The sequence below is a fragment of the Latilactobacillus fragifolii genome, from assembly GCF_905332535.1.
Classification (GTDB): Bacteria; Bacillota; Bacilli; order Lactobacillales; family Lactobacillaceae; genus Latilactobacillus; species Latilactobacillus fragifolii.
On the sequence record NZ_CAJOCF010000002.1, the window covers coordinates 1 to 25,744 of the forward strand.

24 protein-coding genes and 2 pseudogenes are annotated in these 25,744 nt (G+C 42.9%); 10 read left to right on the forward strand and 16 right to left on the reverse strand.

Features of this window, described 5'->3' with window-relative positions; genetic code table 11:
- Positions 1 to 383 precede the first annotated feature (383 nt).
- The 4 genes and pseudogenes from J7Q78_RS02790 to J7Q78_RS02805 all read right to left on the reverse strand — a co-directional run bounded on the left by J7Q78_RS02790 (position 384) and on the right by J7Q78_RS02805 (position 2,758).
- The gene (locus tag J7Q78_RS02790; protein ID WP_208422810.1) at positions 384 to 770 is read right to left on the reverse strand and encodes a hypothetical protein; all 387 of its coding nucleotides are present in this window, start codon (positions 768 to 770) and stop codon (positions 384 to 386) included.
- Complete coding sequence (locus J7Q78_RS02795) at positions 767 to 1,147, reverse strand: CvfD/Ygs/GSP13 family RNA-binding post-transcriptional regulator (protein WP_208422811.1); 381 nt, start codon at positions 1,145 to 1,147, stop codon at positions 767 to 769. Before J7Q78_RS02795 ends, J7Q78_RS02790 begins: the two co-directional genes overlap by 4 nt.
- A 140-nt stretch (positions 1,148 to 1,287) precedes the next feature.
- Positions 1,288 to 2,130 (reverse strand): annotated as a pseudogene (locus tag J7Q78_RS02800) (ROK family protein); the annotation flags it as partial.
- 43 nt (positions 2,131 to 2,173) lie between these two features.
- On the reverse strand, positions 2,174 to 2,758 hold the full coding sequence (locus tag J7Q78_RS02805) for a peptidylprolyl isomerase (RefSeq protein WP_208422812.1): 585 nt from the start codon (positions 2,756 to 2,758) through the stop codon (positions 2,174 to 2,176).
- A 143-nt stretch (positions 2,759 to 2,901) separates the two neighbouring features.
- Between J7Q78_RS02805 and J7Q78_RS02810 the strand changes: the two genes are divergently transcribed.
- Positions 2,902 to 3,888: an NAD(P)/FAD-dependent oxidoreductase gene (locus tag J7Q78_RS02810; protein ID WP_154243288.1), complete on the forward strand. Its 987-nt coding sequence runs from the start codon at positions 2,902 to 2,904 to the stop codon at positions 3,886 to 3,888.
- A gap of 185 nt (positions 3,889 to 4,073) precedes the next feature.
- On the opposite strand, the gene J7Q78_RS02815 is transcribed toward J7Q78_RS02810, so the two are convergent.
- The 7 genes and pseudogenes from J7Q78_RS02815 to J7Q78_RS02840 form a co-directional block, all read right to left on the reverse strand.
- Positions 4,074 to 4,721, reverse strand: a complete 648-nt coding sequence (locus J7Q78_RS02815) for a VTT domain-containing protein (protein WP_208422813.1) — start codon at positions 4,719 to 4,721, stop codon at positions 4,074 to 4,076.
- A gap of 111 nt (positions 4,722 to 4,832) precedes the next feature.
- Positions 4,833 to 5,453, reverse strand: coding sequence for a TIGR01906 family membrane protein (locus tag J7Q78_RS02820; RefSeq protein ID WP_235688036.1), 621 nt, complete (start codon positions 5,451 to 5,453; stop codon positions 4,833 to 4,835).
- Complete coding sequence (locus J7Q78_RS02825) at positions 5,453 to 6,238, reverse strand: TIGR01457 family HAD-type hydrolase (RefSeq protein WP_208422815.1); 786 nt, start codon at positions 6,236 to 6,238, stop codon at positions 5,453 to 5,455. The genes J7Q78_RS02820 and J7Q78_RS02825 overlap by 1 nt, the downstream gene beginning before the upstream one ends.
- Before the next feature lie 23 nt (positions 6,239 to 6,261).
- Positions 6,262 to 6,858, reverse strand: coding sequence for a YutD family protein (locus J7Q78_RS02830; protein ID WP_235688052.1), 597 nt, complete (start codon positions 6,856 to 6,858; stop codon positions 6,262 to 6,264).
- A gap of 27 nt (positions 6,859 to 6,885) precedes the next feature.
- On the reverse strand, positions 6,886 to 8,265 hold the full coding sequence (locus J7Q78_RS02835) for a bifunctional metallophosphatase/5'-nucleotidase (protein WP_208422817.1): 1,380 nt from the start codon (positions 8,263 to 8,265) through the stop codon (positions 6,886 to 6,888).
- A 100-nt stretch (positions 8,266 to 8,365) separates the two neighbouring features.
- Positions 8,366 to 8,481 (reverse strand): annotated as a pseudogene (locus tag J7Q78_RS10105) (metallophosphatase); the annotation flags it as partial.
- A 12-nt stretch (positions 8,482 to 8,493) separates the two neighbouring features.
- Positions 8,494 to 8,808, reverse strand: coding sequence for a hypothetical protein (locus J7Q78_RS02840; protein WP_208422818.1), 315 nt, complete (start codon positions 8,806 to 8,808; stop codon positions 8,494 to 8,496).
- A gap of 290 nt (positions 8,809 to 9,098) precedes the next feature.
- Between J7Q78_RS02840 and J7Q78_RS02845 the strand changes: the two genes are divergently transcribed.
- The 4 genes from J7Q78_RS02845 (at position 9,099) to pepV (ending at position 14,669) form a co-directional block, all read left to right on the forward strand.
- Positions 9,099 to 10,493: a glycerophosphodiester phosphodiesterase gene (locus J7Q78_RS02845; RefSeq protein ID WP_208422819.1), complete on the forward strand. Its 1,395-nt coding sequence runs from the start codon at positions 9,099 to 9,101 to the stop codon at positions 10,491 to 10,493.
- A gap of 14 nt (positions 10,494 to 10,507) precedes the next feature.
- A complete protein-coding gene (locus tag J7Q78_RS02850) occupies positions 10,508 to 10,840 on the forward strand; it encodes an ArsR/SmtB family transcription factor (RefSeq protein ID WP_154243280.1) in 333 nt (110 codons plus the stop codon).
- Between the two features lie 191 nt (positions 10,841 to 11,031).
- Positions 11,032 to 13,116, forward strand: a complete 2,085-nt coding sequence (locus J7Q78_RS02855) for a heavy metal translocating P-type ATPase (RefSeq protein ID WP_208422820.1) — start codon at positions 11,032 to 11,034, stop codon at positions 13,114 to 13,116.
- 149 nt (positions 13,117 to 13,265) lie between these two features.
- Positions 13,266 to 14,669, forward strand: coding sequence for a dipeptidase PepV (gene pepV, locus J7Q78_RS02860; RefSeq protein WP_154243294.1), 1,404 nt, complete (start codon positions 13,266 to 13,268; stop codon positions 14,667 to 14,669).
- Positions 14,670 to 14,780: 111 nt separating this feature from the next.
- On the opposite strand, the gene J7Q78_RS02865 is transcribed toward pepV, so the two are convergent.
- Positions 14,781 to 15,215, reverse strand: coding sequence for a MerR family transcriptional regulator (locus J7Q78_RS02865; protein WP_208422821.1), 435 nt, complete (start codon positions 15,213 to 15,215; stop codon positions 14,781 to 14,783).
- 156 nt (positions 15,216 to 15,371) lie between these two features.
- Here J7Q78_RS02865 and J7Q78_RS02870 point away from each other — a divergent pair, with 156 nt between their 5' ends.
- Both J7Q78_RS02870 and J7Q78_RS02875 read left to right on the forward strand, forming a co-directional pair.
- Positions 15,372 to 16,847 (forward strand): MDR family MFS transporter, encoded by a 1,476-nt coding sequence (locus tag J7Q78_RS02870; RefSeq protein WP_208422822.1) that lies wholly within the window; start codon positions 15,372 to 15,374, stop codon positions 16,845 to 16,847.
- Positions 16,844 to 17,548 (forward strand): DUF4811 domain-containing protein, encoded by a 705-nt coding sequence (locus J7Q78_RS02875; protein ID WP_208422823.1) that lies wholly within the window; start codon positions 16,844 to 16,846, stop codon positions 17,546 to 17,548. Before J7Q78_RS02870 ends, J7Q78_RS02875 begins: the two co-directional genes overlap by 4 nt.
- A 73-nt stretch (positions 17,549 to 17,621) precedes the next feature.
- Here J7Q78_RS02875 and J7Q78_RS02880 read toward each other — a convergent pair whose 3' ends face one another.
- Entirely contained in the window at positions 17,622 to 18,329 is a 708-nt protein-coding gene (locus J7Q78_RS02880) for a glucosamine-6-phosphate deaminase (RefSeq protein ID WP_208422861.1), read from the reverse strand.
- Positions 18,330 to 18,683: 354 nt separating this feature from the next.
- Between J7Q78_RS02880 and J7Q78_RS02885 the strand changes: the two genes are divergently transcribed.
- Positions 18,684 to 21,257 carry a transglycosylase domain-containing protein gene (locus J7Q78_RS02885; protein WP_235688037.1) on the forward strand — a complete coding sequence of 858 codons (2,574 nt, stop codon included), beginning with the start codon at positions 18,684 to 18,686 and terminating at the stop codon, positions 21,255 to 21,257.
- Between the two features lie 76 nt (positions 21,258 to 21,333).
- On the opposite strand, the gene ccpA is transcribed toward J7Q78_RS02885, so the two are convergent.
- Complete coding sequence (gene ccpA / locus J7Q78_RS02890; RefSeq protein WP_154243274.1) at positions 21,334 to 22,335, reverse strand: catabolite control protein A; 1,002 nt, start codon at positions 22,333 to 22,335, stop codon at positions 21,334 to 21,336.
- Between the two features lie 217 nt (positions 22,336 to 22,552).
- Here ccpA and J7Q78_RS02895 point away from each other — a divergent pair, with 217 nt between their 5' ends.
- Entirely contained in the window at positions 22,553 to 23,650 is a 1,098-nt protein-coding gene (locus tag J7Q78_RS02895; RefSeq protein ID WP_208422824.1) for a M24 family metallopeptidase, read from the forward strand.
- 134 nt (positions 23,651 to 23,784) lie between these two features.
- Here the strand turns inward: J7Q78_RS02895 and J7Q78_RS02900 are convergent, their stop codons facing one another.
- Positions 23,785 to 24,240 carry a YtxH domain-containing protein gene (locus tag J7Q78_RS02900; RefSeq protein WP_208422825.1) on the reverse strand — a complete coding sequence of 152 codons (456 nt, stop codon included), beginning with the start codon at positions 24,238 to 24,240 and terminating at the stop codon, positions 23,785 to 23,787.
- A gap of 5 nt (positions 24,241 to 24,245) precedes the next feature.
- The gene (locus J7Q78_RS02905; protein ID WP_154243271.1) at positions 24,246 to 24,680 is read right to left on the reverse strand and encodes a DUF948 domain-containing protein; all 435 of its coding nucleotides are present in this window, start codon (positions 24,678 to 24,680) and stop codon (positions 24,246 to 24,248) included.
- Between the two features lie 155 nt (positions 24,681 to 24,835).
- On the opposite strand from J7Q78_RS02905, the gene J7Q78_RS02910 reads away from it, so the two are divergent.
- The gene (locus J7Q78_RS02910; protein WP_208422826.1) at positions 24,836 to 25,732 is read left to right on the forward strand and encodes a mechanosensitive ion channel family protein; all 897 of its coding nucleotides are present in this window, start codon (positions 24,836 to 24,838) and stop codon (positions 25,730 to 25,732) included.
- Positions 25,733 to 25,744 lie beyond the last annotated feature (12 nt).

Consider the following 25,744-nt stretch of genomic DNA (forward strand, 5'->3'; position numbering starts at 1 on the left):
TGTAGCTCTTGTTTTGTTACTTAATTTATTTGCTAGCGAAATTGACTTCGCAAATATGTTTTGTGCCCCGAAGGGCGACCCTACACATTTGGTTTGTCGAAACTTTGTTCAGTTTTCAAAGGTCTACTGTGTTGAAACAGCTTAATTAATATATCATTTTCAACGAACACTGTCAAGCACTTTTTATAAATATTTTTTGAATATTTATTCGTTTCCGTTTGACGTTTTATTTCGTTAGCGATATGCTTCATCGCGCTGACAACATAGAATACTATACCAACAATCCGAGACATCGTCAAGCAATTATTTGCTTTTTTTTGAATAAACATATAAAAAGTTACAAAAGCGTACATTACTGAATAGATATTCATCGATTGTCCGAACTAATTTAAATGCGGAACACTTGTCACTTCTAATTTATCCAGTAATTCCGTGAATTCACTTGGTTTCGCAAACCGAAAACCGGCTTCACTAATTTTCCTTAATTGTTCGGTATAAAAATCAGTTTCATGTTTCCCCCATTGAAAGACAAAGAAAGAAACATTCTCACCTTCAAGGTTAATATTGGCTAAATTAATCAATCTCAGTTCATTAACATCAATTTTTAACTGTGCTTGAATTGCAATCAAAACAGCTGCAAGTGGTGTTTGATCATCTTGTTTGTTGGTCACTAACATCTTATAGGAAGCGTCTACTTGTGGTTGAACCAAAAAATCGTATTGTCCTTGTGCTGTCTTATACATAATTGTCCCAGCTACTTTAGCACTCATCTATTCTCACCCTTATTCAAGTCTTCTATTGCTTCTTCAATCCATCTTGGTAATCGTTCTGCAATAGGCGCAAACCCAATATGAATCCGCCGGTTTGTCCAGTAATGTTTCTTAGCACGCTGTGGTGCTAAGTCATGTGCTTTATGTAATGCACGTAATGACAAACTAATTTTATGTGTGTATTCATCAATGTCTAATACTAACACATCTAGCACCTGTCCGACTTTAAACTGTTCATCTAATGCTTTAACAAAACCATGCCCACATTCTGAGATGTGAATTAAGCCTTGAACCGTTGCATCTAATGAAACAAATACACCATATGGTTGAATGCCTGTTACAGTGCCTGTAATCTTTTGTCCAATTCGATAACCCATATTTTCCTCCACTTCAATATTCCCATCTATTTTAAGCCTTCCAGTTAGTAAAAGGCAAGCGATCGGCTAAGACCTTTTGTCCGCTTTCTTCGCTATCCGTAAAAAAAACCTGAGGAAATATCCCTCAGGTTCTCGTTAAATTAAAGTAGCTCAGCTGCTAGTAAAAGTTCCCCGGTAATCCCAGCGTCATCCCCTAATGCGACATGCACAATGTAGTCATCAAGGTCTGGCGTTTGAACGTAGCCTGCCATCTGCCGTTTAAAAGATTCGCGAATCATGGGGAATAGTTGGGCTTGTTTGGACACCCCACCACCAAAGACAATGCGTTCCGGCGATAGCATTAAAGCGATATTGACACAGGCTTGCGCTAAATAATCAGCTTCCATTTGCCATGCTTGGTGATCAGTAGGTAACAAATGCCCCTTCTTCCCCCAACGTCTTTCGATTGCTGGACCAGCTGCTAAGCCTTCCAAACAATTGTGGTGATATGGACATGTTCCTTCATATGAGTCTTCTGATTGTTGCCGAATTAACATGTGGCCAATTTCAGGATGACTATATCCTTGTAAAATCTGACCGTGTTCAACAACGCCGCCGCCAATGCCGGTCCCGACAGTTAAATAGACACAACTATCAAGGCCATCGGCAGCCCCCATCTTCAATTCACCATAAGCTGCGGCATTCACATCCGTTGTAAAGGCAAACTGGGTATCAGGATAATGAGCTTTCATCGCCCCTAAGATATCATAGTGTTCCCATCCGGCTTTGGGGGTATCCATGATTGCGCCATACGTTTTCGATTTGGGGTTAACATCAATTGGGCCAAAGGATGCCAAACCGATGGCATCTAAATGATCGAATTGATCAAAATATTCAAATAACCGTGGTAGCGTTTGTTCTGGCGTCTCGGTTGGCATACTAATTCGTTCTTGAATCCCATTTTTTCCATCTGTTACGGCACAGACAAACTTCGTGCCCCCGCTTCAATTCCACCTACTAGCATCTAAAACACCTCTCCAATTAAAATTAATGATTAATCGTAATGTGATTGATGATAACTTCTTCGACTGGCTTGTCTTGCATCCCGGTTTCTGTCGCATTAATTTTATTGACCACGTCCATGCCACTTAATACGTGACCAAAGACCGTATGTTTGAAATCTAACCAAGGTGTGCCACCTTTTTCATAAGCTGCAATGACTTCTTCTGGGTAACCCGCACCTGGCATTTGGGACAACATGTTTTGGTTAATGTGTTCGTTAGTCACGATGAAGAATTGGCTACCATTAGTATTTGGACCGGCGTTTGCCATTGATAATGCGCCGTTTAAATTAAAAACTTCTTGGTTGAATTCATCTTCAAAAGGTTGGCCCCAAAGACTTTCGCCACCCATCCCAGTCCCAGTGGGGTCGCCGCCTTGTATCATGAAGTCGTTGATGACGCGGTGGAAAATTACACCGTCGTAGTAATCTTTTTCGGCTAAGCCGATAAAGTTTTCAACCGTCTTAGGTGCTTGATCTTGGAAAAGTGCGACTGTAAATTCGCCCTGGTTGGTATCAAAAGTGGCGGTTGGCCCTGCAAAATTTTTAAGATCTAGTTGTGGATATGTCATTTAATCGTCCTCCTTGTTTTGACTCACAATCATTATGATAGCGAATTGCCTCATAAATTACTACGATTATTTCATTAAACATGCTTTCCTTATTTTTTTCTAGTATACTAATTTAAGAAATCTACTATTAAGGAAGTTATCTCATGCTCGATTCAAATCATCTCTTTGATATCACCATTATCGGCGGCGGACCTGTCGGGATGTTTGCTGCCTATTACGCTGGTATGCGCAAAGCGGACGTTCAGATTATCGAAAGCCTTCCCGAACTTGGTGGTCAAGTTGCAACCCTTTATCCAGAAAAGCAAATCTATGATGTCGCTGGTTTCAGTGGCATTTCTGGGGCACAACTCACCAAAAACTTAATCGAACAGCTCGCACTTTTTCAACCAACTTTGCAATTATCAACAGCTGTGCAAGGCATCGCCCCCCAAGAAGATGGAACATTCGTTCTTAAAACAACTAAGGGCTCCACACGCACCAAGGGCGTCATCATCGCCGTTGGAAACGGAGCTTTCACCCCACGAAAACTCGCTGTCGATTACGATCCAGAATGGGAAAATCGCTATATTCACTATTTCGCCAAAGAAATGGCTCAGTTTAAAGACCAAACCGTTGCCGTTGCTGGTGGTGGTGATTCAGCCATCGAATGGGCACTAATGCTCGAAAAAGTGGCTAAACAAGTTTACTTAATTCACCGCCGCGATCAATTCCGTGGGCTTGAAAGTAGCGTCGAGACACTCAAGCAATCAACCGTCCAAATTAAGACGCCCTTTTTAATCGATAGTCTCACTGAAGTAAACCACCAGCTCGCATTAACCTTAAATAAGATGAAGTCCACTGATCAAGAACAGTTAACAATTGACAAGCTCCTCGTCAATTATGGATTTATGTCTGATACTCGTATTTTACGCGATTGGGGATTAACGTTGGACCATCATCAAATCGCCGTTAACCAACAGATGGCCACTAATATTCCGAATATCTATGCGATTGGCGATATTGCCACTTACCCTGGTAAAGTGAAGTTAATTGCTAGTGGCTTTGGCGAAGCACCCATGGCCGTTACCGAATTATTAACGAATCTCTACCCCGAAAAGCGCCAACCACTCCACAGCACATCCATTATGTAAGCGTGCGACAGCCGGCGTTTATATTTCGAGCATTAACTGGATTTGACGAATTGACGCTGCAATCGCCGCTTTGGCAAATTTGGTTAAGCCCAGAAATATGCCTGCAAGAGCACGTTTCAACGAATCATCAAAAAAAGCCCTGCATCAACGGTTAAAACGTTGATGCAGGGCTTTTTAGTGTTCTATTAAGCATTATTTTTTTTCATCTGACTCTTAACAGCTGTGATGATCATCGGAATCAATGAAACCGCGATGATCCCAAGTACAACTAGGGAGAAATGTTCACGGACTACGGAAATATTTCCGAAGAAATAACCGGCGCCACAACAAAGGGCGACCCACAAGATACTCCCAATCACGTCATAGCGGAAGAACTTCATAAAAGCCATCTGACTTCCACCAGCCACAAACGGGACAAACGTTCTAATGATTGGCATAAAGCGGCCAATTGCAATTGTCTTACCACCGTACTTATCAAAGAAGACTTGCGCCTCTGCAATTTTCTCGGTATTGATGAACTTACCGAAGAAACGATTCTTCGTTGCAGCCAAACCGACCCGCTGACCAATTTGTTCATTCAATGAATCCCCGGCAATCGCGGCAATCAAGAATAATGCCGCAAAAAGCCAGACATTCAAATCGTTGTCAGTTCGGGCCGCTAAAGCAGCGGCTGCAAATAACAGCGAATCCCCCGGTAGAAACGGTAAGATGACCGCCCCAGTTTCAATAAAGATAATGGCAAACAAGATGACATAGGTCCAATTGCCAAACTGATTGACAATGTTGACCAGGTGGGCATCAATATGTAAAACAAAATCAATTAACTGCGTCATACGATTTCTCCTATACTCTTTTTCATTTTAAACTATCAATTCTTTATTTAGGATACCGAAACTAGGCATCAAAGTAATCATTTTTGCATTTTCTTAATAAAAAGCCAAACGTTATAGCGCACGTTTACCTCGCCATAATAGCCAAGCAAAACTACTCTCTAACAAAATAAAAAACAACGCAAAGCAAACGCCAAAATAGAGCGTCGGTAACACTAAGATAATTGGATCAGTGACTGGGTCAAACTGCCAATTCAAATTGCGGAACAATAATTCATGAAACGTAATGAAAAACCATTCAAAATTCATACTAGCGATAAACCCTAGCACAACTGGCACCACAAGGGCCACTTGCATCGGACGCACATATTGCCAAAGCCGATTAGTCCGGCGGCGACTTTGCCAATGCTGAATCACTGGTCCAATTGTCACTAACCAAATAACCGCTGCCAAGCCAAACAATCGTTTCACTTCGACAAAGTGTTGGCGACCAGCCAATGACATTGGAAAGTCTGGTAGCTGTAAGCGTGATTGCCACGGTACAAGCAAGTATGTCATTAACTGATTAAAATTCATTATCAACCGCGGTTGCGTTAGTTCGCATTGGCCTGCCAAATTGAGGTAGGCACTCAATGGTAAATAAAGCGCCCAACTTAGCAATATTGTGAGTAAAATGGCACTGCTAACAAGCGCTAAATACAACGCTCCCCAACTTGCAATCCGTCTAACCCGCATTAGAGTTCCCATTCAGTTAAGTTGTTGATGCTATATGTTGGTTGTAAGGCTTCTTTTGCCACATCTGCTGGCGTTGAAACACCAGTGTAAACTAACAACGTATCCATCCCTGTATTCAAACCAGCCTTGATATCCGTATTGTAGTTATCCCCAACCATCACAACCTGTTCTTTAGTGAGGCCGAATTGTTCGAGCGCCATCTCGACGATGATTTTTTCAGGTTTACCAATATAAAGCGCCCTTTGTTGGGTTGCGCGTTCAACCATCGCAATCACCGAACCGGCCCCAGGGACTAGTCCACGTTCATTCGGTAAATTCGTATCCGCATTGGTCCCGATGAATAATGCGCCGCGCTTAATCGCTAACGTCGCTAATTCAAACTTGTGATAAGTCACATCATAATCTAAACCGACTACCACGTAGTCCGGATTAAATTCATTGGTTCTAAAACCGGCATCGGATAGCGCCTGTTTCAAACCAAGTTCGCCAATCACGTAGACGGTTTTCCCATTAGCTGTGCCACCGTTTAGATTCAATAGATAGCGGGCCGTTGCCAAAGATGGGGTATACACTTGGTCAACGGTGGCATGAATATCATGGTTATCCGCTAAATTCTGAATCACAGCAGCTGGTGATTTCGTAGTGTTGTTCGTCAAAAACATGAACGGGATTTGTTTTGCTTGGAGGCGTTCAATGAAATCTTTGGCTTCTGGCATCCGGTCACGGCCGCGATACACGGTGCCGTCTAAATCAATTAAATACCCTGCATAATCTGTATTTGTCATAGTTGTCTAACTCCAATTACGTTTTACTTTTTATTGTGTTCTAAAGGACGAATCTTAAAATGACGCTTGTTAACTGATTTTTGATTCTCGGTTATCGCCTTTTGCGGCCGTTCTTTAGTCACTTTTTGCTTGTTATCGGTAACTTTACGTTCTGTAAAGCCTGGTTTTTGCCGTCGACGCCTTTGCTGGCTACGTTGGCGGTTATTCCGGCGATTCTCACTCTTAATAACCGGCTTGCCTTGTCGTTCCAAAACAAAGTAGGCACAGCCAAAGTTACAGTATTCATATAGATAATCCTGTAATGTATTGATTAATTGATCTTTATTGGCGCGTTTGTTGGTTGCTTTGTAAAACCCCTTCAAACGCAATTGTTCAAAGCCCCAGTCAGCCACGATATAATCATACTTAGCCAACACTTCGTTATAGCGTTCGTTCAACTTTTCAGCATCGAATCCTTCACGATAATTGACAACAACTTCATATGCACACTTATCAATTTCAAGCGTGGTTTCAGTCTTCATGACAACATGTTGTGGTACTTCTGGTTGTTTGGCCGAAGCGATCATTTCTTTTTCAATCGCCTTAGTCACTTTCTTGGCAATCTTAGGACTGTTTTTCATATCCGCCACAGCGAACCTCCTCTTTCCTTATAAGGGATAATGTTTACTTAAATATTTAGCGACCGCGTTTCTGAGAAAATCAGGGAACACGATCTCGGTTTTTCCAACAATCTCAATTGTTGGAAAAAATGGAATGAATAGATAATGATCGACGGTCGTTAACGTATAGGTGGCTTCTGGCTCAATTTCTCGACCATGCCAGAAGACACGCCGTAATTTCATATCAACCGCAATCCCATCATAAACGATATCTCCAAAGATTTTACCACGGAAACTCATCCCTTTAATCGGAAACTTACGTAAAAAGAGCCGGTTTTTCTCCATTTCGAGCACCATCCGCCACAAGTCATATCCTTTGAGCGTTACTTTAATCAGATGCATTGGATGCGGTAATTGCGTTTGTAAATCATCTTTGGTGACAATCCCGGCTTGCAAATCTTGCAAAAACAAGCCAGTATTCAAAACGGCGGCTTCAGTGCCCGTGGCTTCTTCAATTGCCTTTAAGGCGGTCGTCATCATTTCTGATTCGCCGATTGCGTTAATTTTAAAGGTATGGGGTAAGTTAGCAACTTTCTCGGCAGCTAATTGTGTGTGTCCTTTTTGCAAGTAACCTTCAATTTCCGCTGCGTCAGTCTTCGCAACTGGCAAGTCCGCGGTTAGCACTGTCCGAGCACTTTTATGAATCACATGGTGCTGATTATCAAGTTCGACCGTGATATCCCCAAGATAATGGCCATACTTCTCAGCGGCGGTCAACAAAGTCTGATTAACAAGTAAGCCATCTTTTAACAAATGATGGGTGTGGGCACCACAGATGACATCAATTTTAGGGAATTGTTCAGCCAACCACTTATCAGTCGTAATCCCGAGATGTGATAGGACAATTAAGACATCATATTGCCCGTCAATCGCCGCTAATTGTCGCGGCAACTCTTCACTGACAGTCGTGGGTTCCCAACCATTCGGCCGATAGGTTAAGAAAAACGGCGCGGTCAAGGCAATGATTGCTACCCGTGTCCCAGCATCAGTCGTCATTAGTCGGTAAGGTTGCGCAAAGGCCGGCCGCTGGTTTGTTGCTTGTTCATACAGATTAGCCAGTAATACCGGAAAATTCGCCTTATCATATAAATGTTCCAAATCAGCATGCCCATTACCGATGCCTTCGTTGTTACCAATCGTCACCCCGTCATAGCCAATTTGGTTGAGTAACTCGGTATTGATCTGACCATTCGTCGCTTCAGTCAAGGGGTGACTGCGATCCATTGCATCCCCAATGTCAAAGGTCAAGACCGTATCCCCTTGCTTGCGGTATGTTGCTTGGTGTTCTAAGAGGAAGCGCCGCATTCTGGGCCAATTTTCAAAATGTGAATGTAAATCATTTGTGTGTAAAATATGAATTGTTTCCATTTTGCTTACTCCCTTCAGCTAATTGTGGTTGGGATTGGCCAGCGTGGCTTGTTTTCGTTCAAAAAGCATTTTAATCTCATTTGCCGAAAAAAAAGGGGGGCCAAACGGCAATCGTCGCATGCATCATACTTACATCCTTAAAGAGACGCGGTGCAAAATCATTATTCCCTAATAATGCGGCGTGAAAAAATGCGTATCCGTTGTGCAATAAATCACCGGCAATCCCACCTAACCAATATGATTTGCTTTTAAAACCTCCTGAAAGGCTTGGGCCACTGCGCCCGCTTCTTTTTCCCATTCTTCCCAATGATCAAAATCAACCGCAGGCATTGTATAACGCTCATTAATGTAAGCTTCGTAAGTCTGGACCGCATTCGAATGCGGAATGTTCAACTGTAAAATACGCACTTGCTTGATAAAGCCGCGGTTAGCCGCCAGTTCGGCGCGTCCATTCATAAAGATGTTAGCCAATTCATAATACGTTGTGCCATCTAAGCGTGTAATTTCTTCAATAATATCAAATACTTGGTACTTCTCTGCCATTGTGTGACTTCCTATTCTAATCCAATTTCAGTTACGTTTATTCTACCAATATGTACACAAAAAAACCACTATCCGCAGATAGTGGTTGGCATAAGAGAGAAAGAGAATTGATAAAAAGGTAATTGCATAAGTACCTTACAAACATAATATACCGTCCAATGAAAGCGTTGTCAATTATTATTTTTAATTTCTTTGCCCGTTTTTTTAAAGTTCTGTAACAATCGTAGGCATTTGAAGGGAATAATGGTATCTTAAAAAGAGTAGTTTTATCAATCGAGGAGGCCATTGATTTGTCACAGCAACATTCACGATGGGGGCTTTTGGTATTAACAAGCCTTTGTTTCTGGTTTTTAACTGGTTTTACCGTTGTCGCGCATCGTGGCGACCCCATCAACGCACCCGAAGAAACATTTCAAAGTATCGATATGGCCTTTTCACAAGGCGCCAACTATGTCGAACTCGATCTGCATGAATCTCAAGATGGCGTCTTAGTCATCTCCCACGACCGTAACTTACAACGCGTCACGGGAACCGATGCGATCGTCTCACAAAATACATTTGCCAAGCTCAGCGAACTTAAAATGAGTAACGGTGAGCCGCCCCATAGCGTCGATCAATTGTTCGAACATTATCAAAACAATCCCAATGCAAAATTCCTCATCGAAACTAAGAAAACTAAAAAGGGCAATCCGCAAGATATGGAAGCCAAACTGGTGGCACTCATTCGCCAGTATCACATGCAAGATCGCGTCATGGTACATTCCTTTTCGCTTGCTAGTTTACAAAACATGCAACGCTTAATGCCAGAGATTCCCCGGATTTTTATCGTTGGGAGCTTACAGCGGATTTCGTTTGAAAGTTTTAAATACGCCAATGGGATTAACATCGCGTCATCCCTCGTTACACCAACGATCATTAAACAGCTCCATTATCTTCATCAAAAAGTATACGTATGGAATGAAATGTCTGAAAACCAAGCAACTTGGAACTGGCTAGTCAATTTAAAAGTCGACGGTGTCGTCACCAACTATCCTGCACTTGGGCATCACTATCAAGCCGCCCAAGATCAAGCAGAAAGTAAATCGCTCGACACAAGCGGCCAAGTCAATAACGTTCAAGACCTGCCAACCGTTGAAAATCCCTATGAACCGACTCTAAATAAAGCCCCCGCCAAAGCGGGTCATCTCTACAATATCACGGAAGCCGTTACAATTGCCGATCAAACTTACTACCGTATAGGCACTAATCGCTTTGTTCTCAGCGATAGCATCAACGTCGGTGAAACAGCGAAAGCCGCTGCCCTGTTAGTGGGGAAAACAGCCCAGATTAAACCAACGGCAAACATCGTCGCTACCTGGAATAATCCCTTGCATCCCACTCAGATAACTGGTTACCTCAGCGCCAATACGCACCATCAAATTTTAGGGGTTCGCTATGTCGGTAATCAAGTTTGGTTGAAAGTTGCGAGTGGTTGGTTCAAAAGTCGCCAAGCATTAATCGATTTCAATCCAAACCAATCCCTAATGGTAACCCATTTCTACCGTGAAATTCCCCAACAATTACGACCAACCAACCTACTGATTAACCCAATACAACTACTCCAATTGCCCCACCAACCATCAGTCAATACGCAACTGTTCAATCAGTTTGCCCATTCGCTACAATTAACTACCACTAAATTCTAACGAGGCCACTTTTTATGACATCCAATTATGAACAATTGATTCGTTCCGTCCAAAACACCCTTCCAAAAGAAGAAACGCTTGATCACATCTCAATCCTATTTAAAATACTTGGTGATAAAACACGTGCTAAGATTTTGTATGCACTCTTTCAATCCGAACTACGGGTGAGCGATATCGTTAGTGTGTTAGAGATGTCGCAATCATCAATTTCACATCAATTACGTGCGCTCAAGCAAGCAAAACTAGTGAAAAGCCGTAAAGAAGGCAAGGAAGTCTTTTATTCATTAGCTGACAACCATGTCATCAATATCTTTTCGCAAGTTATCGCCCATGTTAACGAACACTAGGTAACCGGTTGTGGTACCCATCAAATTTAATTTGGTGGGTGCTTTTTTAATAAACCACACCCACCATCTTAATTGCATTCGATCGTAATTGGTGGTATCTTATAGTCAATATATGAATATATGCTCATATGTTTATTTATTTAGTAAAGATTACGCTTTAGCTTTTTACCCAATAAGGAGGCCTGAATAACATGTCCCAAATTCAATTATCCGGCATTGATTGTGCCGCTTGCGCTACTAAAATTGAAAAGAACGTTAAGCAGATGGCGAACGTTAGAAGTTGCTCCGTCAATTTCACCACGCAAAAATTAAACTATGAACTCACTGGTCAAGAAGCAGCTGAAGAATTCGAACAACAGCTCGCGACACTCTTACCAACCATCGAACCCGCTGTAGCAATTCAACACGCCCCCATCCGAGAACCAGCGCCAGCCAAACACGCGATTCATTACGATCTCATCCGGATTCTAATTAGCGCTTTAGCCTTGGCAATTTCCTATCTCACCCCGCTCAGCGCACCGGTCAAAACCACGTTACTTCTAGCGACCTTTGTGGTTATTGGTTACGATATCGTCTGGACCGCGATCAGCAATATTCGCCATGGTGAATGGTTCGATGAGCATTTCTTAATGTCGATTGCAACCATTGGCGCCTTCGGAATCGGGCAATATGCTGAAGCCGTCGGAGTCATGCTATTCTACCAAATCGGTGAATACTTCCAATCATTAGCGGTCAACCATTCCCGGCGGTCAATTGCCAACCTAGTGGCCATCAAGCCAACCAGCGCCAACCGGTTAGCAGCTGATGGCACCACCGAAGTTGTTGCGCCTGAAGCAATCCAAGTTGGTGAACAGATTGTGGTCAAGCCTGGGGAAAAAGTCCCTCTTGACGGTGTGATTACCATTGGCGACAGTTACGTAGATACAGCAGCTATCACCGGTGAATCGGTTCCCCGTGCCTTTCATCCTGGCGATGAACTACTCAGTGGCACGATTAATCAATCCGGCTTACTGACGATTACCGTTACGAAACCCTATGCTGATTCAACGGTCGCTAAGATTTTAGACCTTGTCGAAAATGCAAGCAGTCAAAAAGCCCCCACTGAAAACTTCATTACGCGGTTTGCAAAAATCTATACACCAATTGTTGTCGGCATTGCAGCCGTCATGGCCATTGTGCCGCCCCTTCTACTTAGCGCACCATTTGGCGATTGGCTCTACCGAGCATTGATTTTCTTAGTCATTTCTTGTCCATGTGCCCTCGTCATTTCGATTCCGCTTGGCTTTTTCGCTGGGATTGGAACAGCTTCTAAAAATGGTATTTTGGTCAAAGGTAGCAACTATCTCGAAGCTTTAAACGATGTCCAAACCGTTGTTTTCGACAAAACGGGGACCTTAACCCAGGGCAGTTTTAAGGTCACCACCGTTCATTCGGTCGATCAACAACCAAATCAGCTCTTAGCACTAGCTGCACTTATTGAACAACACTCGACCCATCCAATTGGTCAGTCGATTTTAGCAGCCAACCAAACCCCACTTACAAAGACATTGTCTGCCGTCCAAGAAAGCGCTGGCCACGGAATAAGTGGGCACCTCGATGGGGCTCTTTTACAAGCTGGTAAGGCGAGTTGGCTACAAGCCACTGGCATCGCAACCCTTACACCTGATGAAGTGGGTACCAGTGTCCATGTTGCTTACAACCACCGCTACTTAGGTTATATCGTCATTGCCGATACCATCAAACCAGATGCACAAACGGCGATTACCCAGTTAAAACACGCCGGGATTCATCAAACAATTATGTTGACTGGCGATAACCAATCTGTTGCGCAACAAGTCAGCGCCGTCTTAGGCATCGATAAGTATCAAAGCGAACTTCTGCCGCAAGATAAAGTGGCCGCCGTCGCCAAACTCACAGAAGACCGCGCTACCAACGGAAAAATCGTCTTTGTTGGTGACGGAATCAACGACACGCCCGTTTTAGCCCGTGCCGACGTGGGGGTTGCTATGGGCGGGTTAGGTTCTGACGCCGCTATTGAAGCTGCTGATATCGTCTTGATGTCCGATGAACCGACGAAATTAGCAACTGCGCTTTCAATCGCCAAGTACACCCGCCACATCGTTTGGCAAAACATTATTTTCGCATTAGTAGTTAAAGGCCTCTTCTTACTATTAGGCGCCTTTGGAATTGCCACGATGTGGGAAGCCGTTTTCGCCGATGTCGGGGTAACGTTAATCGCAATTTTAAATGCACTTCGAATTTTGAAAAAGCACTAACCTTAAAGGGTTCACAACGACTTTGTGAACCCTTTATTTTTTAATGGCAAGCGCTTTTTAAATCTACAATAATATGCTAAAATGTGAATAGATTAATAATTAATTAACCGTTTTTTGGTTAAAATTTAACAATGAAAGCTGGGACTGCAATGACATTGAATTGGCAACAAGAAGCGGCAAAGTACAAAGATCAAATGCTTGCTGACTTAACAAGTTTACTCAAGATTAATAGCGCGCGCGACGTTGAACACAAAGAAGACGACGCCCCACTTGGCCCTGGCCCCCGCGATGCCTTGCTTCAATTTTTAGCAATCGCTGAGCGCGACGGCTTTGTGACAAAGAATGTTGAAAATGTTGCTGGTCGCATTGAACTGGGGAGCGGTGACGAAATCTTGGGAATTTTAGGTCACATGGATGTTGTGCCTGCTGGCGACGGTTGGAAAACAAATCCATTTGAACCAGTGATTAAAGACGGTAAAATCTATGCCCGTGGTTCATCAGATGACAAGGGGCCTTCAATCGCAGCATACTATGCTTTGAAATTATTAAAAGACAACGGTATCGAATTAAACAAAAAGGTCCACTTCATCGTTGGGACTGACGAAGAAAGTGAATGGGTTGGCATCAACCGTTACCTCGAAGTTGAACCAAAACCCGATTTCGCAATTTCTCCAGATGCAAACTTCCCAATCATCAATGGCGAAAAAGGAATTGTGTCATACCGTATGACTTTCAAACCCGTTGATGGTGCTGATGGCGATATGACATTGGTTAGCTTCAAATCTGGTTTACGTGCCAACATGGTGCCACAAACAGCTAAAGCCATCTTAACGGGTGCAATGCCAGCTGATTTTGAAGCTCAGTTTGACGCCTATGTCGCCGATCACAAGTTACAGGGGACAATGACAACTGACGGTGACCAAACCATCATCGATTTAATCGGCAAAGGTTCGCATGCGCAAGAACCAAAAGCCGGCGTAAATGCTGCCACTCACTTGGCAACTTTCTTAGCTGACTTTGCTTTAGACACTAAAGGTGGCAACTACATCGGAACTATCGCTCGCTTGATGCATGAAGACTCACGTGGACACCGCTTAAACATTAACTACACAGATGATGTGATGGGCGACTTAACAGCATGTCCTGCAGTCTTCAACTACACCCAAGATGGTGTGGCAACTGTGCTCTTGAACGTCCGTTATCCTAAAGGGGTGACTGCTGAAAGCACCCGTGCTGATTTAGCAAACACACTTCGTGAGCTTGCTGATGTCACAATTGACGGTCATGCACAAGAACCACATTACGTCCCTGGTGACGATTCATTGGTTGCAACCTTATTGAACGTTTTCGAAGAACAAACTGGTCTTAAGGGCCATGAACAAGTTATCGGGGGCGGCACCTATGGTCGGATCTTAGAACGTGGTGTTGCGTTCGGGGCTTTACCAGAAGAACGCGAAAACGTGATGCATCAAGCAAACGAATACATGTACATTGAAGATATCATGAATGCTATCGCAATTTATGCAGACGCTATTTATCGTTTAACAAGATAGCGGACAAGTCAGGATAGCCTGATAACTAATACTAAATGGCTGACCGAACACGTTAGTCATTAAAAAAAACGGTCCAAAGCGTAAACGCTTTGGACCGTTTTTTTGTGATCTTCATTTATTAGCCGGTACTAATTTAAAGGTTGAGTGGCCATCTTTTACAATCGCATATAGCGTTTGTTGTTTGGTCTCATCGAAGTAACCGAGATTAACGGCCATTTCACCATCAATTTCTTCAATGCCTTCAAAATGTTCCCGAATGATCGAACGAACAACTTGCATGTTATCCATGTGCTTTTGGATTTTCTTTACGGCAATCCCTAGTGTGTAACCCTCGTCTAAGAAATGCTTAATAAAAAGCGCCTTAATCATCGTTTGCGCATCGTACTCGCGCGCTTTATTGCCATCTGATTCACGCGCTTTAATATATCCCTTTTGCTCCCAATAGCGGAGTTGACGCGGTGTGACCCCCGCCATCTTACAAACTTCACTAATCCCAAAAATCAATCGATCGGTATCTATTAACTTTAAAAAAAGGTCTTTTTGCAAGTCCCCACTCCGTTCCTATTATTATTTTTCATTATAGATAATTTATTGTCCTTGTCAAGTTATATAACACATTTGTCAACTTACTTGACAAAGGCTCCAAATGCGTCTAAACTAATAAATCGCATCAACAAAAAACACACAAAGGAGATTTTTATCTTGTCAGACGCTAGACCATTAGACATTCATGGGAAACCATACAATCGGACCGTCTTAGTCTTGGTCTTATTGATTGGTACTTTCTGTACCGTCTTAAACCAAACGATTTTATCAACTGCTTTTCCCACATTAATGAAAGCATTCGATGTGTCCACCTCAGCCGTTCAATGGCTTACAACTGGTTTTTTACTAGTCAACGGGATTATGATCCCCATTAGTGCTTGGTTAATTAACCGATTCAACTCAAAAGTCCTTTACATGTCAGCAATGACTGTCTTCTTAATTGGGACTATTATCTGTTACATCGCACCAACGAGTTCATTTGCAACTTTATTAGTCGGTCGACTTATTCAAGCTGCCGGTGTTGGGATTTCAATGCCCATCTTGCAAACGATTATGCTCACCATCTTCCCACCTGAAAAACGGGGGACCGCCATGGGGATGGCCGGTATTGTTATCGGCTTGGCACCTGCTTTAGGTCCTACCCTTTCAGGCTGGATTATTGATTCCTACAACTGGCGCCTTTTATTCGGAATGATTATTCCAATCGTGATTATCGTCTTAATTCTTGCTAGTTTCCAAATGAAGAGTGTTATTCAACTTTCTAAACCCAAAATTGATATCCCTTCTATCATTTTATCAACTATCGGCTTCGGGAGTTTGCTTTATGGCTTCTCAGAAGTTGGCGATAAAGGTTGGAGCGATGCCCTCGTCCTCACAACTTTAGCAATCGGGGTTATCGTGATTGCTTTGTTTGTCTGGCGCCAGCTCACGATGGAAAATCCATTCTTGGAACTTCGCGTTTTCAAATCACCCGTCTTTACCATTGCCGCAATTTTAAGTGGTGTCACCAACATGGCAATGGTCGGTGCCGAAATGGTCTTACCATTGTACATTCAAAATATCCGTGGCGAATCTGCCTTCCACTCCGGCTTAACGTTATTAGCCGGTTCCCTGATGATGGGGATTATGATGCCCATTACGGGCCGCATTTTTGATAAATACGGTGCAAAACGCTTGGCAATGACCGGGATGTTCTTATTAACGGCCGCAACTGCGCCCTTCATCTTCCTTACGGCTAATACCCCAATCATCTACATCGTTGTGTTATACGCGGTTCGGATGTTTGGGATTTCAATGGTAATGATGCCTGTCACAACTTCCGGGATGAATGCTTTACCAATGAACTTAATCAGTCACGGGACAGCTGTTAATAATACCTTCCGGCAAGTTGCCAGCTCAATCGGGACAGCCATTCTAATCAGTGTGCTTTCAAGCGTAACAAAAGACAACATGCCAAGCAGCCACCTGGTTAAAACTTTACCATTGGCCTTCCGCGATAAGATGGTTAATGCGACCCTTTCAGGTTACCATGCAGCCTTCATCGTTGCTGTCATTTTCTGTGTGATTGGCTTTATCATCACATTCTTCCTATCATCGAAGAAAACAACTATTAATGGAGGTGCCAAAGCATGATCATTATTACACTCGTTATTAGCACACTCGCATTATTCCTCTCATCGATTTTCGGTCAAAAGATGTGGCGGCCAATCTTAATGGTCCTCTTCGGACTCATGTTTATCGCTTCACTTGTTTTCATCGTCCAAAATGATCACAATCATTACGGGATGAAAACGGTGAGTGAAACTAAGACCCGCACGCTCGTCTCAAGTGCTGATGCAAAGGGCATGTCAATGCTCCTTTATCATCCACTGGGGAACGGCACTGAAAAAGTCTATCTTTACCGGACCGATGCCAATCAAAGTAAACCCAAAGCAACCCAAACTGAAAAGACAACCAACAGTGTTCAAAAAAATGCTGATAAGGCCGTCTTAGTGACAACTACTAAATACCGCGTTTATAAAAACAATACGGCTAAGTTCTGGTTCGGAATTTCTGGTAATAACCATGAATTCGTTAGTCGCCACAACACATTTAAGGTGGCTAAAGGCTGGCTCGTTTTAAGCGATACCCAAGCTAAACAACTCGCTCAAACGTTAAAAAGTCAACAAGCCCAATTAAAAGCTGGTGCCACTAACGCCGGGAAACAAGCTGTGATGGCAGCGATGCAAGCCAATCCAGCAATGACTGCTGACCAACAACAAGCAGTGGCTAAAAAAGCCGCCGTTGCCTATCAACAAGCCGCAATGGCCAAAGTGATGGCAACCCTGAAATAATTGATTATTAAAAAAGCCCCCACTGTTGAACAGTGGGGGCTTTTTTTGGGAGCAACAGACTTTCTGGCGCACGCTATTTTGATAACAAGCTAGCTGCCGCTTCATCCACGATGATGGTGACGTCGGCGTGGCGTTGTAATGCACTGGCTGGAACGTCTGTTGTTTGTGGGCCTTCTACTGTCGCTTTGATAGCTTGCGCTTTTGATTTACCATATGCGAATAAGACAATTTGCTTAGCTTTTAAGATTGAACCAATCCCCATCGAGATTGCTTTTGTTGGCACGTCAGCTTCATTTTCGAAGAAACGCGCGTTAGCTTTGATGGTTGATTCAGTCAATTGCACTTCTTGTGTATTGCTATCAAAAGCAGCACCCGGTTCGTTAAAACCGATATGCCCGTTTTGGCCGATCCCTAAAATTTGGATATCGACTGGATTGTCAGCAAGCACTTGGTCATACCGTTTTAATTCAGCCGGAATGTCGCTTGCTAAGCCGTTTGGTAAGTATGATTTAGCAAATGGTTTCTTGTCGAATAAGTTTTGCTTCATGAAATAGTGGTAACTTTGGTGGTCATCAGCTGATAAACCAACATATTCGTCTAAATTAACGGATATGCAATCGGTAAAATCTAAGTCGCTAGCCACTAATGTCTCATAGAATTTGATGGGTGAGCTCCCAGTTGCCAACCCAAATACTTTAGCATCGTTGGCTAACCCAGCTTTGAAGATTTCAAAGCCTTTTTGGCCGCCTTCTACTTGATCGTTTACTTTAATAATTTTCATCATGCTTATCCCCTCATCCTAAAAGATTTCAAGTCGTTCATTGGTATAGTCCAATTATAAACGGCTAAAATTTCAATTGCAAGCCTTTTAGCCTTAAAAAACGCGCTAAATAATTGGTATAGCTAGCGTTTAGCGTTTTCACGGCATTTCATTAAAAGTTTACTTTTAATTGTTAGCAAACCAGCTTTTTTATGCCTCATTATTCGGCTTGGTCAACCAGTTGCCCGCTATTCATCGCTTCACGTTCTCTTATGGATATTTTTCATTTGTCTTACAAATTTGAATTCGGGTATGATAATGGGCTAGACTATTATATAATATGGGACAGTATGAGAAAAAAGGTGGCGTTATTATTTGAATGATCCAAAGCACGGTTCCAGTCGATGGCGAGCACTGCTCCAATTAAGCAGACAAAAAGTCGCAACGTTATTGACATCTGCTAAAGACAGACTCGCACATTTACTCCATTTACCCGATAAACGGTCTGCACAACCAACTAAGGAACAAAAAAAAGCCTACATCCAAGAATTGAGCCAATCACCACTCTCTTTTAAGATTAACGTCTTCTTTGAAGCCATTAAGAGTATTTTTCTCTATGGGATTTCAATCGGCTTAATCTGTCTGGCCCTTGCTACTGGAATTGGCGTGGGCTATTTTGCCGCGTTGATGAAATCCGAACCAATTCCGAGTTATCAAGTGTTAAAGCAACAACTTGATAATACCGATCAGGCGGCCGGTTTGTACTTTGCCAAGAACAACAAATTCGGCACAATCAAAACCGACTTAATTCGGACCCCCGTCAACATTGACGCGATGTCGCCCTATCTAAAGGATGCGATTGTTGCAACCGAAGATGAGGATTTCTATAAACACGATGGGGTGGTTCCCAAAGCACTTTTGCGGGCGATTATTTCCGATGTCACCGGATTCGGTTCACAAACGGGTGGCTCAACTTTAACACAACAATTGATTAAGATGCAGGTTTTAACCTCCCAAGTAACCTTTAAACGCAAGGCAACCGAAGTCTTGCTCGCCTTGCGGGTCGATCGGTATTTCACTAAAAAAGAAATCTTACAAGACTACTTAAACGTTGCCACGCTTGGTCGTAACAACAAAGGCCAAAACATCGCGGGCGTTCAAGAAGCTGCCTTGGGGCTATTTGGCAAAAATGCTAAGGATCTTTCTTTAGCCGAAGCTGCCTACATTGCTGGTTTACCCCAGAGTCCTTCCGTCTATACACCGTATAATCAAGATGGTACCCTGAAAGATTCTGAATACTTAAAATATGGTCTAGAACGAAAAAATACTGTCTTATTCCGGATGTACCGTGACAACCGTATTACCAAGGCAGAATACAAAGCCGCTAAAAAAGTTGACTTAACCCACGAGTTCCAACCAAAAGCCGATCCAACTGAAACAACGAAGCGTTATGGCTACGTTTATAACTTACTGGAAAGCCAAGCAACCGATATTATGGCTAAACAATTAGCCAAAGAAGCCAAGGTTTCAACTGCCAAACTCAACAAAGATCCTAATCTTTATAAGCAATATGAAACCCAAGCAACTGAATTGCTCAGCACTAAAGGCTATCAAATTCACAGCACTATCGATCAAGAAATTTACGATGCCATGCAAGGCGTTGTTCAACAACAAGGGACAACATTCGGACGGACTTATACCGATACCGTTACTGACGAAGAAACCGGGTTACAAAAGACAGTTTCATCCCCTGTTCAAAATGGGAGTGTCTTGTTAGATAACCGCACCGGAAAAGTGATTTCTTTTGTCGGTGGACGTGATTTCTCATTGAAACAAACGAACTACATGTTAACCAAACGGTCTCCTGGTTCAACCATTAAGCCATTATTGGTTTATGGACCGGCAATCGATCAGAAATTGATTGGTTCTAAAACAATGCTGGCCGATTTCAAGACTAACTTTAAAGATTATGCACCAACCGATTACGGTGGCACAATTCAGAATAAATTCATTCCGGCCGACGAAGCGTTGGCACAATCATTGAATATTCCAACCGTTAACCTTTATAACGCTTTGAAGAACACGACCGACCCATCGAAGTACATGCGTAAGATGGGGATTAACCTCACTGCTGACGAATACCGGCAACTCGGGATTTCACTTGGGGGGACAAGCGAAGGTGTCAGCGTCCTAGAACAGGCCAGTGCCTTTTCAACGTTCGCTGATCAAGGCGAACACACCGATGCTTACGTGATTGAAAAAATTACGGATCCCGCTGGCAATGTTGTTTACCAACATCATGCTAAGAAGCAACGCGTCTTTTCAAAAGCAACGTCGTACATCATGAATCAAATGCTCGCCGGAGTTTTAACGGATGGGACGGCTACTGCAATTTACGATCAACTCTACTTTAATACCAACAACTTAGTTGGTAAAACGGGGACTTCAAATGATAACCGCGATATTTGGTTTATCGGGAGTACCCCTGGGATTACTCTCGCTTCATGGATGGGGTATGATAGTACTGGTCGTAACTTAACTGACAACTCAAGTCTGATTAATGAAAAATACTGGTCGAAATTGGCCAATAGCATTTATCAAATCAACCCAAGCCTCATGCGTTTGGAAGATGACCATGAAAAACCAAGCACAGTCACGAGCAGCAAAGTCTTGAAATTAACCGGTCAATTACCTGGAACGGTTTCAATCAACGGTAGCTCACAGAACTTAAATGGGGCAACCGTCACCTCGCTTTATAATAACTGGACGCCAAAAGCAACTAGTTATGAATTCGGGATTGGTGGTTCTGCCCGCAACTACGAAACTTTCTGGAACCATTATTTGGGTTATAACAACGGCTATGGTTCAATTACCTATAGCACCGCCGATGAATTAAATCCAACAAGTGGCTACAATAGTCGGCGCAGTGGTACTCACACAACGGACTAATCTAAAAAAAGCCCTCAGTTGCAACGATTAAATCGTTAAAACTGAGGGCTTTTTTAATTGCTAAAAACGTCATACTTTATTTTGTTGATGCTCTTGCTACGATGCTGTATGGCAATAGAATGGTTTTATCTTCTACGTCTTCTTTATTCATCATCTTTGTTAAGAGCCGCATTGCCACGGCCCCCATATCATACAAGGGTTGTGAGATGGATGTCATCTTAGGCCGCACCATTTCAGTTAACTTCGTGTTATTACTTGTAATAACTTCGAATTCAGTTGGGATTTGAACCCCGGCGTCAATTGCGCCGTTCAAGACACCAACTGCCAATTCGTCATCACTGACCACAGCCGCCGTTGCGCCCGTTGCTTTGATTTTGCTAAACAACGCTTCACCAGCACTGTAGCTGTATTCTGTTTCAAAAATTAAACTTTCGTCATAAGCAATGCCAGCTTCATTCAAGGCATCTTTGTAACCGCGTAAACGGTACTTACTGTTGATTGGGGATTTCAAGCTCCCACAAACGAAAGCGACTTTGTCATGACCATTTTTAATTAACTTCAAGGTGGCATCTTTAACAGCGGCAACGTAATCAATATTAACACTGCCCACTTGTTCGTCTGGATCAATTGAACCAGCTAAGACGATTGGGGTCTTTGAACGTGAGAATTCAGCGCGAATTTCGTCTGAAATGCTGTGCCCCATGTAGATTAGCCCGTCGACTTGTTTAGCCAATAAGGTATTCAATACTTGAACTTCCTTTTGGTTATTTTCATCTGAGTTAGCCAAAATAATGTTATATTTGTACATCGTCGCAACGTCATCAATCCCACGAGCAAGTGATGCAAAATAAATATCACTAACGTCGGGGATGATTACCCCCACAGTTGTTGTTTTCTTACTTGCTAAACCACGGGCCACCGCATTTGGGCGATAGTCAAGACGATCGATAACCTCAAGCACCTTCTTACGGGTTGCGGGTTTCACATTCGGGTTACCATTAACAACCCGTGAGACAGTTGCCATTGAAACGTCGGCTTCGCGCGCAACGTCATAAATTGTAATTGTTTGTTTTTCCATGATTAAATGATTCCTTTCATTTGTAAAATAAAATAGAATATATTTTCAGCAGTTTTCATTTTACTTCTTGACTAATTTAGCAAAGATTTAAAGCAAATGCAAGCGGTTCAAACTAATTTTCATGAAATTTACATTTTTATTTTCATTTGTGGTTTACATTACCGTTTACATTGGTTGTGATATACTAGTGCTATCAACTGTAAAGGAAGTGCTTTAGATGAATAACCAATTGGCCCAATTACAACAGTGGCTTGGCGAGAATAAGATGGATGTGGCTTACATCAGTAACCCAACTAACATCCTTTATTTTACTGGTTTCGAAAGTGATCCTGCAGAACGGGTTTTAGCCCTCTTTGTTTTTGCAGACCAAGACCCATTCCTATTTACGCCACAATTAGAAGTTGAAGCGGCTAAAAAAGCTGGCTGGAAACTCGATGTTTATGGCTACCTCGATCACGAAGATCCATATGCCATCATCGCTGATCAAATCAAGAAACGCAATGCCCACCCTACACGTTGGGCACTTGAAAAAGATGACCTACCAGTTCAACGCTACGAAGCCATTCTAAAGCAATTCCCAGACGCAACATTCCCAGGCGATGCTTCCCGTTTCTTGGAAAACTTAAAATTAATCAAAACCCCTGAAGAAATTGCTTTAATGGAAGCAGCCGGCCGCGAAGCCGATTATGCTTTCGAAGTTGGTTTCAATGCCTTAAAAGCTGGTAAAACAGAACAAGACATCGTTGCCGAAATCGAATTCGCTTTAATGCGAAAAGGGGTTATGCATATGAGTTTTGATACCATTGTACAGTCAGGCATCAATGCTGCTAACCCCCATGGCGGCCCTGAAGCGAACGTCTTAACCCCCGATGCCCTCGTCCTTTTTGACCTTGGAACCTTGCATCAAGGTTACATGAGTGATGCAACGCGGACTGTTGCTTTTGGCAAACCCGATGCAAAATCACTTGAAATTCATAAAGTCTGTCTTGAAGCAAACCTGACGGCCCAAGCAGCAATCAAACCCGGTATCACAGCTGCTGAATTAGATAAAATTGCCCGGGATGTCATCACTAAAGCTGGCTACGGCGAATACTTCATTCACCGTTTAGGGCACGGAATTGGGACCTCAGAACACGAATTCCCATCAATCATGGAAGGTAACGACATGATTATCCAACCAGGCATGTGCTTCTCCATCGAACCAGGGATTTACATTCCAGGCGTTGCCGGTGTCCGGATTGAAGACTGTGTCCATGTTACCGAAACCGGTTCACAACCCTTCACACACATGACAAAAGAACTGCAAACATTCTAAAAGCGCCAGCGGGAGCTTTTAGGTTATACCGCTAATTAACAAAGCCAGGCGAAATCAAAAGCTGATTTCGCCTGGCTTTTTTGCTTTAATTAAAAAATCCGCCAAGGCAAACTTGGCGGAAACTTTATCATTGATTATTCATCTTCAGTAGTTACTTTTTGAACAGTTTCACTAGCGGCTGTGACTGCTTCGTCTTTAGCTTGACCAAATGCACTCTTACCGTCAATGACGATATCGTCGAAATCTTCTTGGCCAACTTCAAGACCATCACCAAATTGTGATTTCAAGTCTGCTGTTTTTTCATCAAATTGCGCTTTTGCTTGTTCTTTGATATCAGAAGCATTGTCTTGCCAATCACTTGCATAATCATGAACACGATTCATGTGCTGTTTGGCGTCATCTTTCAAATCCGCTGCTGTCTCACTTGCTAAATAATAGTAGTCTTGGGCGCGATCCATTAAATCATCACCTAAATCCACTAATTTTGATTGTAATTCCTTACCCGTCTTAGGGGTTAACATTAATGTTGCCCCAATGGCTGCTGCACCACCGACTAATACTCCTAATAGAAAATGTCCTTTTTTTGCCATGCGAATTACCCCTTATCCTTTGTTTGACGTCGATTTTGATAGAATCTTAATGCTCTTGCACCAACTTTTGAAGCGACCGTCGCCTTAGCAGTTGTCCGCCCGACGTTGGTAACACGTTCCGTTAAATTGCGGCTTGCCATATTCAAACTTGAAACGCTCTGCCCAAGTTCACCAGCCGCTCTGAAAACAGGATCTAAGTCAGCGACTTTCCCGTTCACATCGTCTAGCAATACATTAGCTTTGCTGAGTAAACCTTCGACTTCTTTAGATAAAATATCAACATTCTCAGTAACAACTGTGACACTCTTATTGGCTTCTGTGACTGTCTTCGAAACATCGGTTAGGACTTTCGTGACTTTTAAGAGCATCACTATTAGAAAAACAACTAGGACCGCAAAAGCCCCTGCGGCGATTAACGCCGCAATTTGACCACCCGTCATTGATTTGTGCCTCCTACTTCGTTATCTATTACATTGTCTCTTAAAGACTAGAATAGCATTATTTTCCTGAACCTTCAATTATCTTCACTATATTAGGTGCCATTTTTCCTGACATTTGCTAAACTAAAGACATGCTACAAAAAGGAGTTTCATGCATGTTCACACGTTTATTAGCGGCCGCCCCAACTCCGGTCGAATCTGTTCAGAAACAGACCAATATTTTTATGCGCTACATCACTTCAATTGACTGGGATCAATTACTTAGCACCCTCATTTCTGGGTTATTTCAAATTATCCTATTCTCCGCTTTATTCTACCTCATCAACCGCTTAGGCAAATATATCATCAAGCGTAGTTTCAGGAAATACCGGCAAACTGATGGTTTCTCGAGCAACCGGATGAATACCATCTATACTTTGATGGTTAATGCTTTTTCATACCTTGTGATTTTCTTTTATCTTTATGCACTCCTCAGCGTTCTCGGCGTTCCCGTTGGCACATTGATCGCCGGGGCTGGAATCTTCAGTTTAGCCGTCGGATTAGGCGCCCAAGGCTTCGTCAACGACATCGTTACCGGTTTTTTCATCCTTGCAGAACAACAATTCGATGTCGGTGATACAGTTAAAATCGGGACGGTAGAAGGGACCGTCAATGCGATTGGCTTACGAACCACACAAGTTCAAAGTTACGACGGTACCTTAAATTTCATTCCGAACCGTAATATCTCGATTGTCAGCAACTTATCGCGTAATGATATGCGTGTTCTGATCAACATTCGCATCCTACCAGACACCGACTTACAACTTTTGGCAACGACTGTCAACGAGGTCAACGTGCAATTGGTCCCCAAGCATCCTGAAATACAAGACGGTCCTACTATTCTCGGGGTAACAACCCTCGCAGATGGCGTCCTTGCCTACCAGATTGTCATGCACACCACTAACGGCGAACAAGCTGCCACTAACCGTACTTTCTTGCAGGCTTACTTGCAAGCTTTAAATAAAGCTGGTGTCCCACTACCTTCTACCCCCGTTACAATCCCCACCAACTAAAAAAGGCCCCTC

What these genes read in the sequence shown, in the direction of transcription:
- J7Q78_RS02790 (WP_208422810.1), bottom strand. Translation starts at nt 770, where the DNA reads ATGAGTGCTAAAGTAGCTGGGACAATTATGTATAAGACAGCACAAGGA.
- J7Q78_RS02795 (WP_208422811.1), bottom strand. Translation starts at nt 1,147, where the DNA reads ATGGGTTATCGAATTGGACAAAAGATTACAGGCACTGTAACAGGCATT.
- J7Q78_RS02805 (WP_208422812.1), bottom strand. Translation starts at nt 2,758, where the DNA reads ATGACATATCCACAACTAGATCTTAAAAATTTTGCAGGGCCAACCGCC.
- J7Q78_RS02810 (WP_154243288.1), top strand. Translation starts at nt 2,902, where the DNA reads ATGCTCGATTCAAATCATCTCTTTGATATCACCATTATCGGCGGCGGA.
- J7Q78_RS02815 (WP_208422813.1), bottom strand. Translation starts at nt 4,721, where the DNA reads ATGACGCAGTTAATTGATTTTGTTTTACATATTGATGCCCACCTGGTC.
- J7Q78_RS02820 (WP_235688036.1), bottom strand. Translation starts at nt 5,453, where the DNA reads ATGCGGGTTAGACGGATTGCAAGTTGGGGAGCGTTGTATTTAGCGCTT.
- J7Q78_RS02825 (WP_208422815.1), bottom strand. Translation starts at nt 6,238, where the DNA reads ATGACAAATACAGATTATGCAGGGTATTTAATTGATTTAGACGGCACC.
- J7Q78_RS02830 (WP_235688052.1), bottom strand. Translation starts at nt 6,858, where the DNA reads ATGAAAAACAGTCCTAAGATTGCCAAGAAAGTGACTAAGGCGATTGAA.
- J7Q78_RS02835 (WP_208422817.1), bottom strand. Translation starts at nt 8,265, where the DNA reads ATGGAAACAATTCATATTTTACACACAAATGATTTACATTCACATTTT.
- J7Q78_RS02840 (WP_208422818.1), bottom strand. Translation starts at nt 8,808, where the DNA reads ATGGCAGAGAAGTACCAAGTATTTGATATTATTGAAGAAATTACACGC.
- J7Q78_RS02850 (WP_154243280.1), top strand. Translation starts at nt 10,508, where the DNA reads ATGACATCCAATTATGAACAATTGATTCGTTCCGTCCAAAACACCCTT.
- J7Q78_RS02855 (WP_208422820.1), top strand. Translation starts at nt 11,032, where the DNA reads ATGTCCCAAATTCAATTATCCGGCATTGATTGTGCCGCTTGCGCTACT.
- pepV (WP_154243294.1), top strand. Translation starts at nt 13,266, where the DNA reads ATGACATTGAATTGGCAACAAGAAGCGGCAAAGTACAAAGATCAAATG.
- J7Q78_RS02875 (WP_208422823.1), top strand. Translation starts at nt 16,844, where the DNA reads ATGATCATTATTACACTCGTTATTAGCACACTCGCATTATTCCTCTCA.
- J7Q78_RS02880 (WP_208422861.1), bottom strand. Translation starts at nt 18,329, where the DNA reads ATGAAAATTATTAAAGTAAACGATCAAGTAGAAGGCGGCCAAAAAGGC.
- ccpA (WP_154243274.1), bottom strand. Translation starts at nt 22,335, where the DNA reads ATGGAAAAACAAACAATTACAATTTATGACGTTGCGCGCGAAGCCGAC.
- J7Q78_RS02895 (WP_208422824.1), top strand. Translation starts at nt 22,553, where the DNA reads ATGAATAACCAATTGGCCCAATTACAACAGTGGCTTGGCGAGAATAAG.
- J7Q78_RS02900 (WP_208422825.1), bottom strand. Translation starts at nt 24,240, where the DNA reads ATGGCAAAAAAAGGACATTTTCTATTAGGAGTATTAGTCGGTGGTGCA.
- J7Q78_RS02905 (WP_154243271.1), bottom strand. Translation starts at nt 24,680, where the DNA reads ATGACGGGTGGTCAAATTGCGGCGTTAATCGCCGCAGGGGCTTTTGCG.
- J7Q78_RS02910 (WP_208422826.1), top strand. Translation starts at nt 24,836, where the DNA reads ATGTTCACACGTTTATTAGCGGCCGCCCCAACTCCGGTCGAATCTGTT.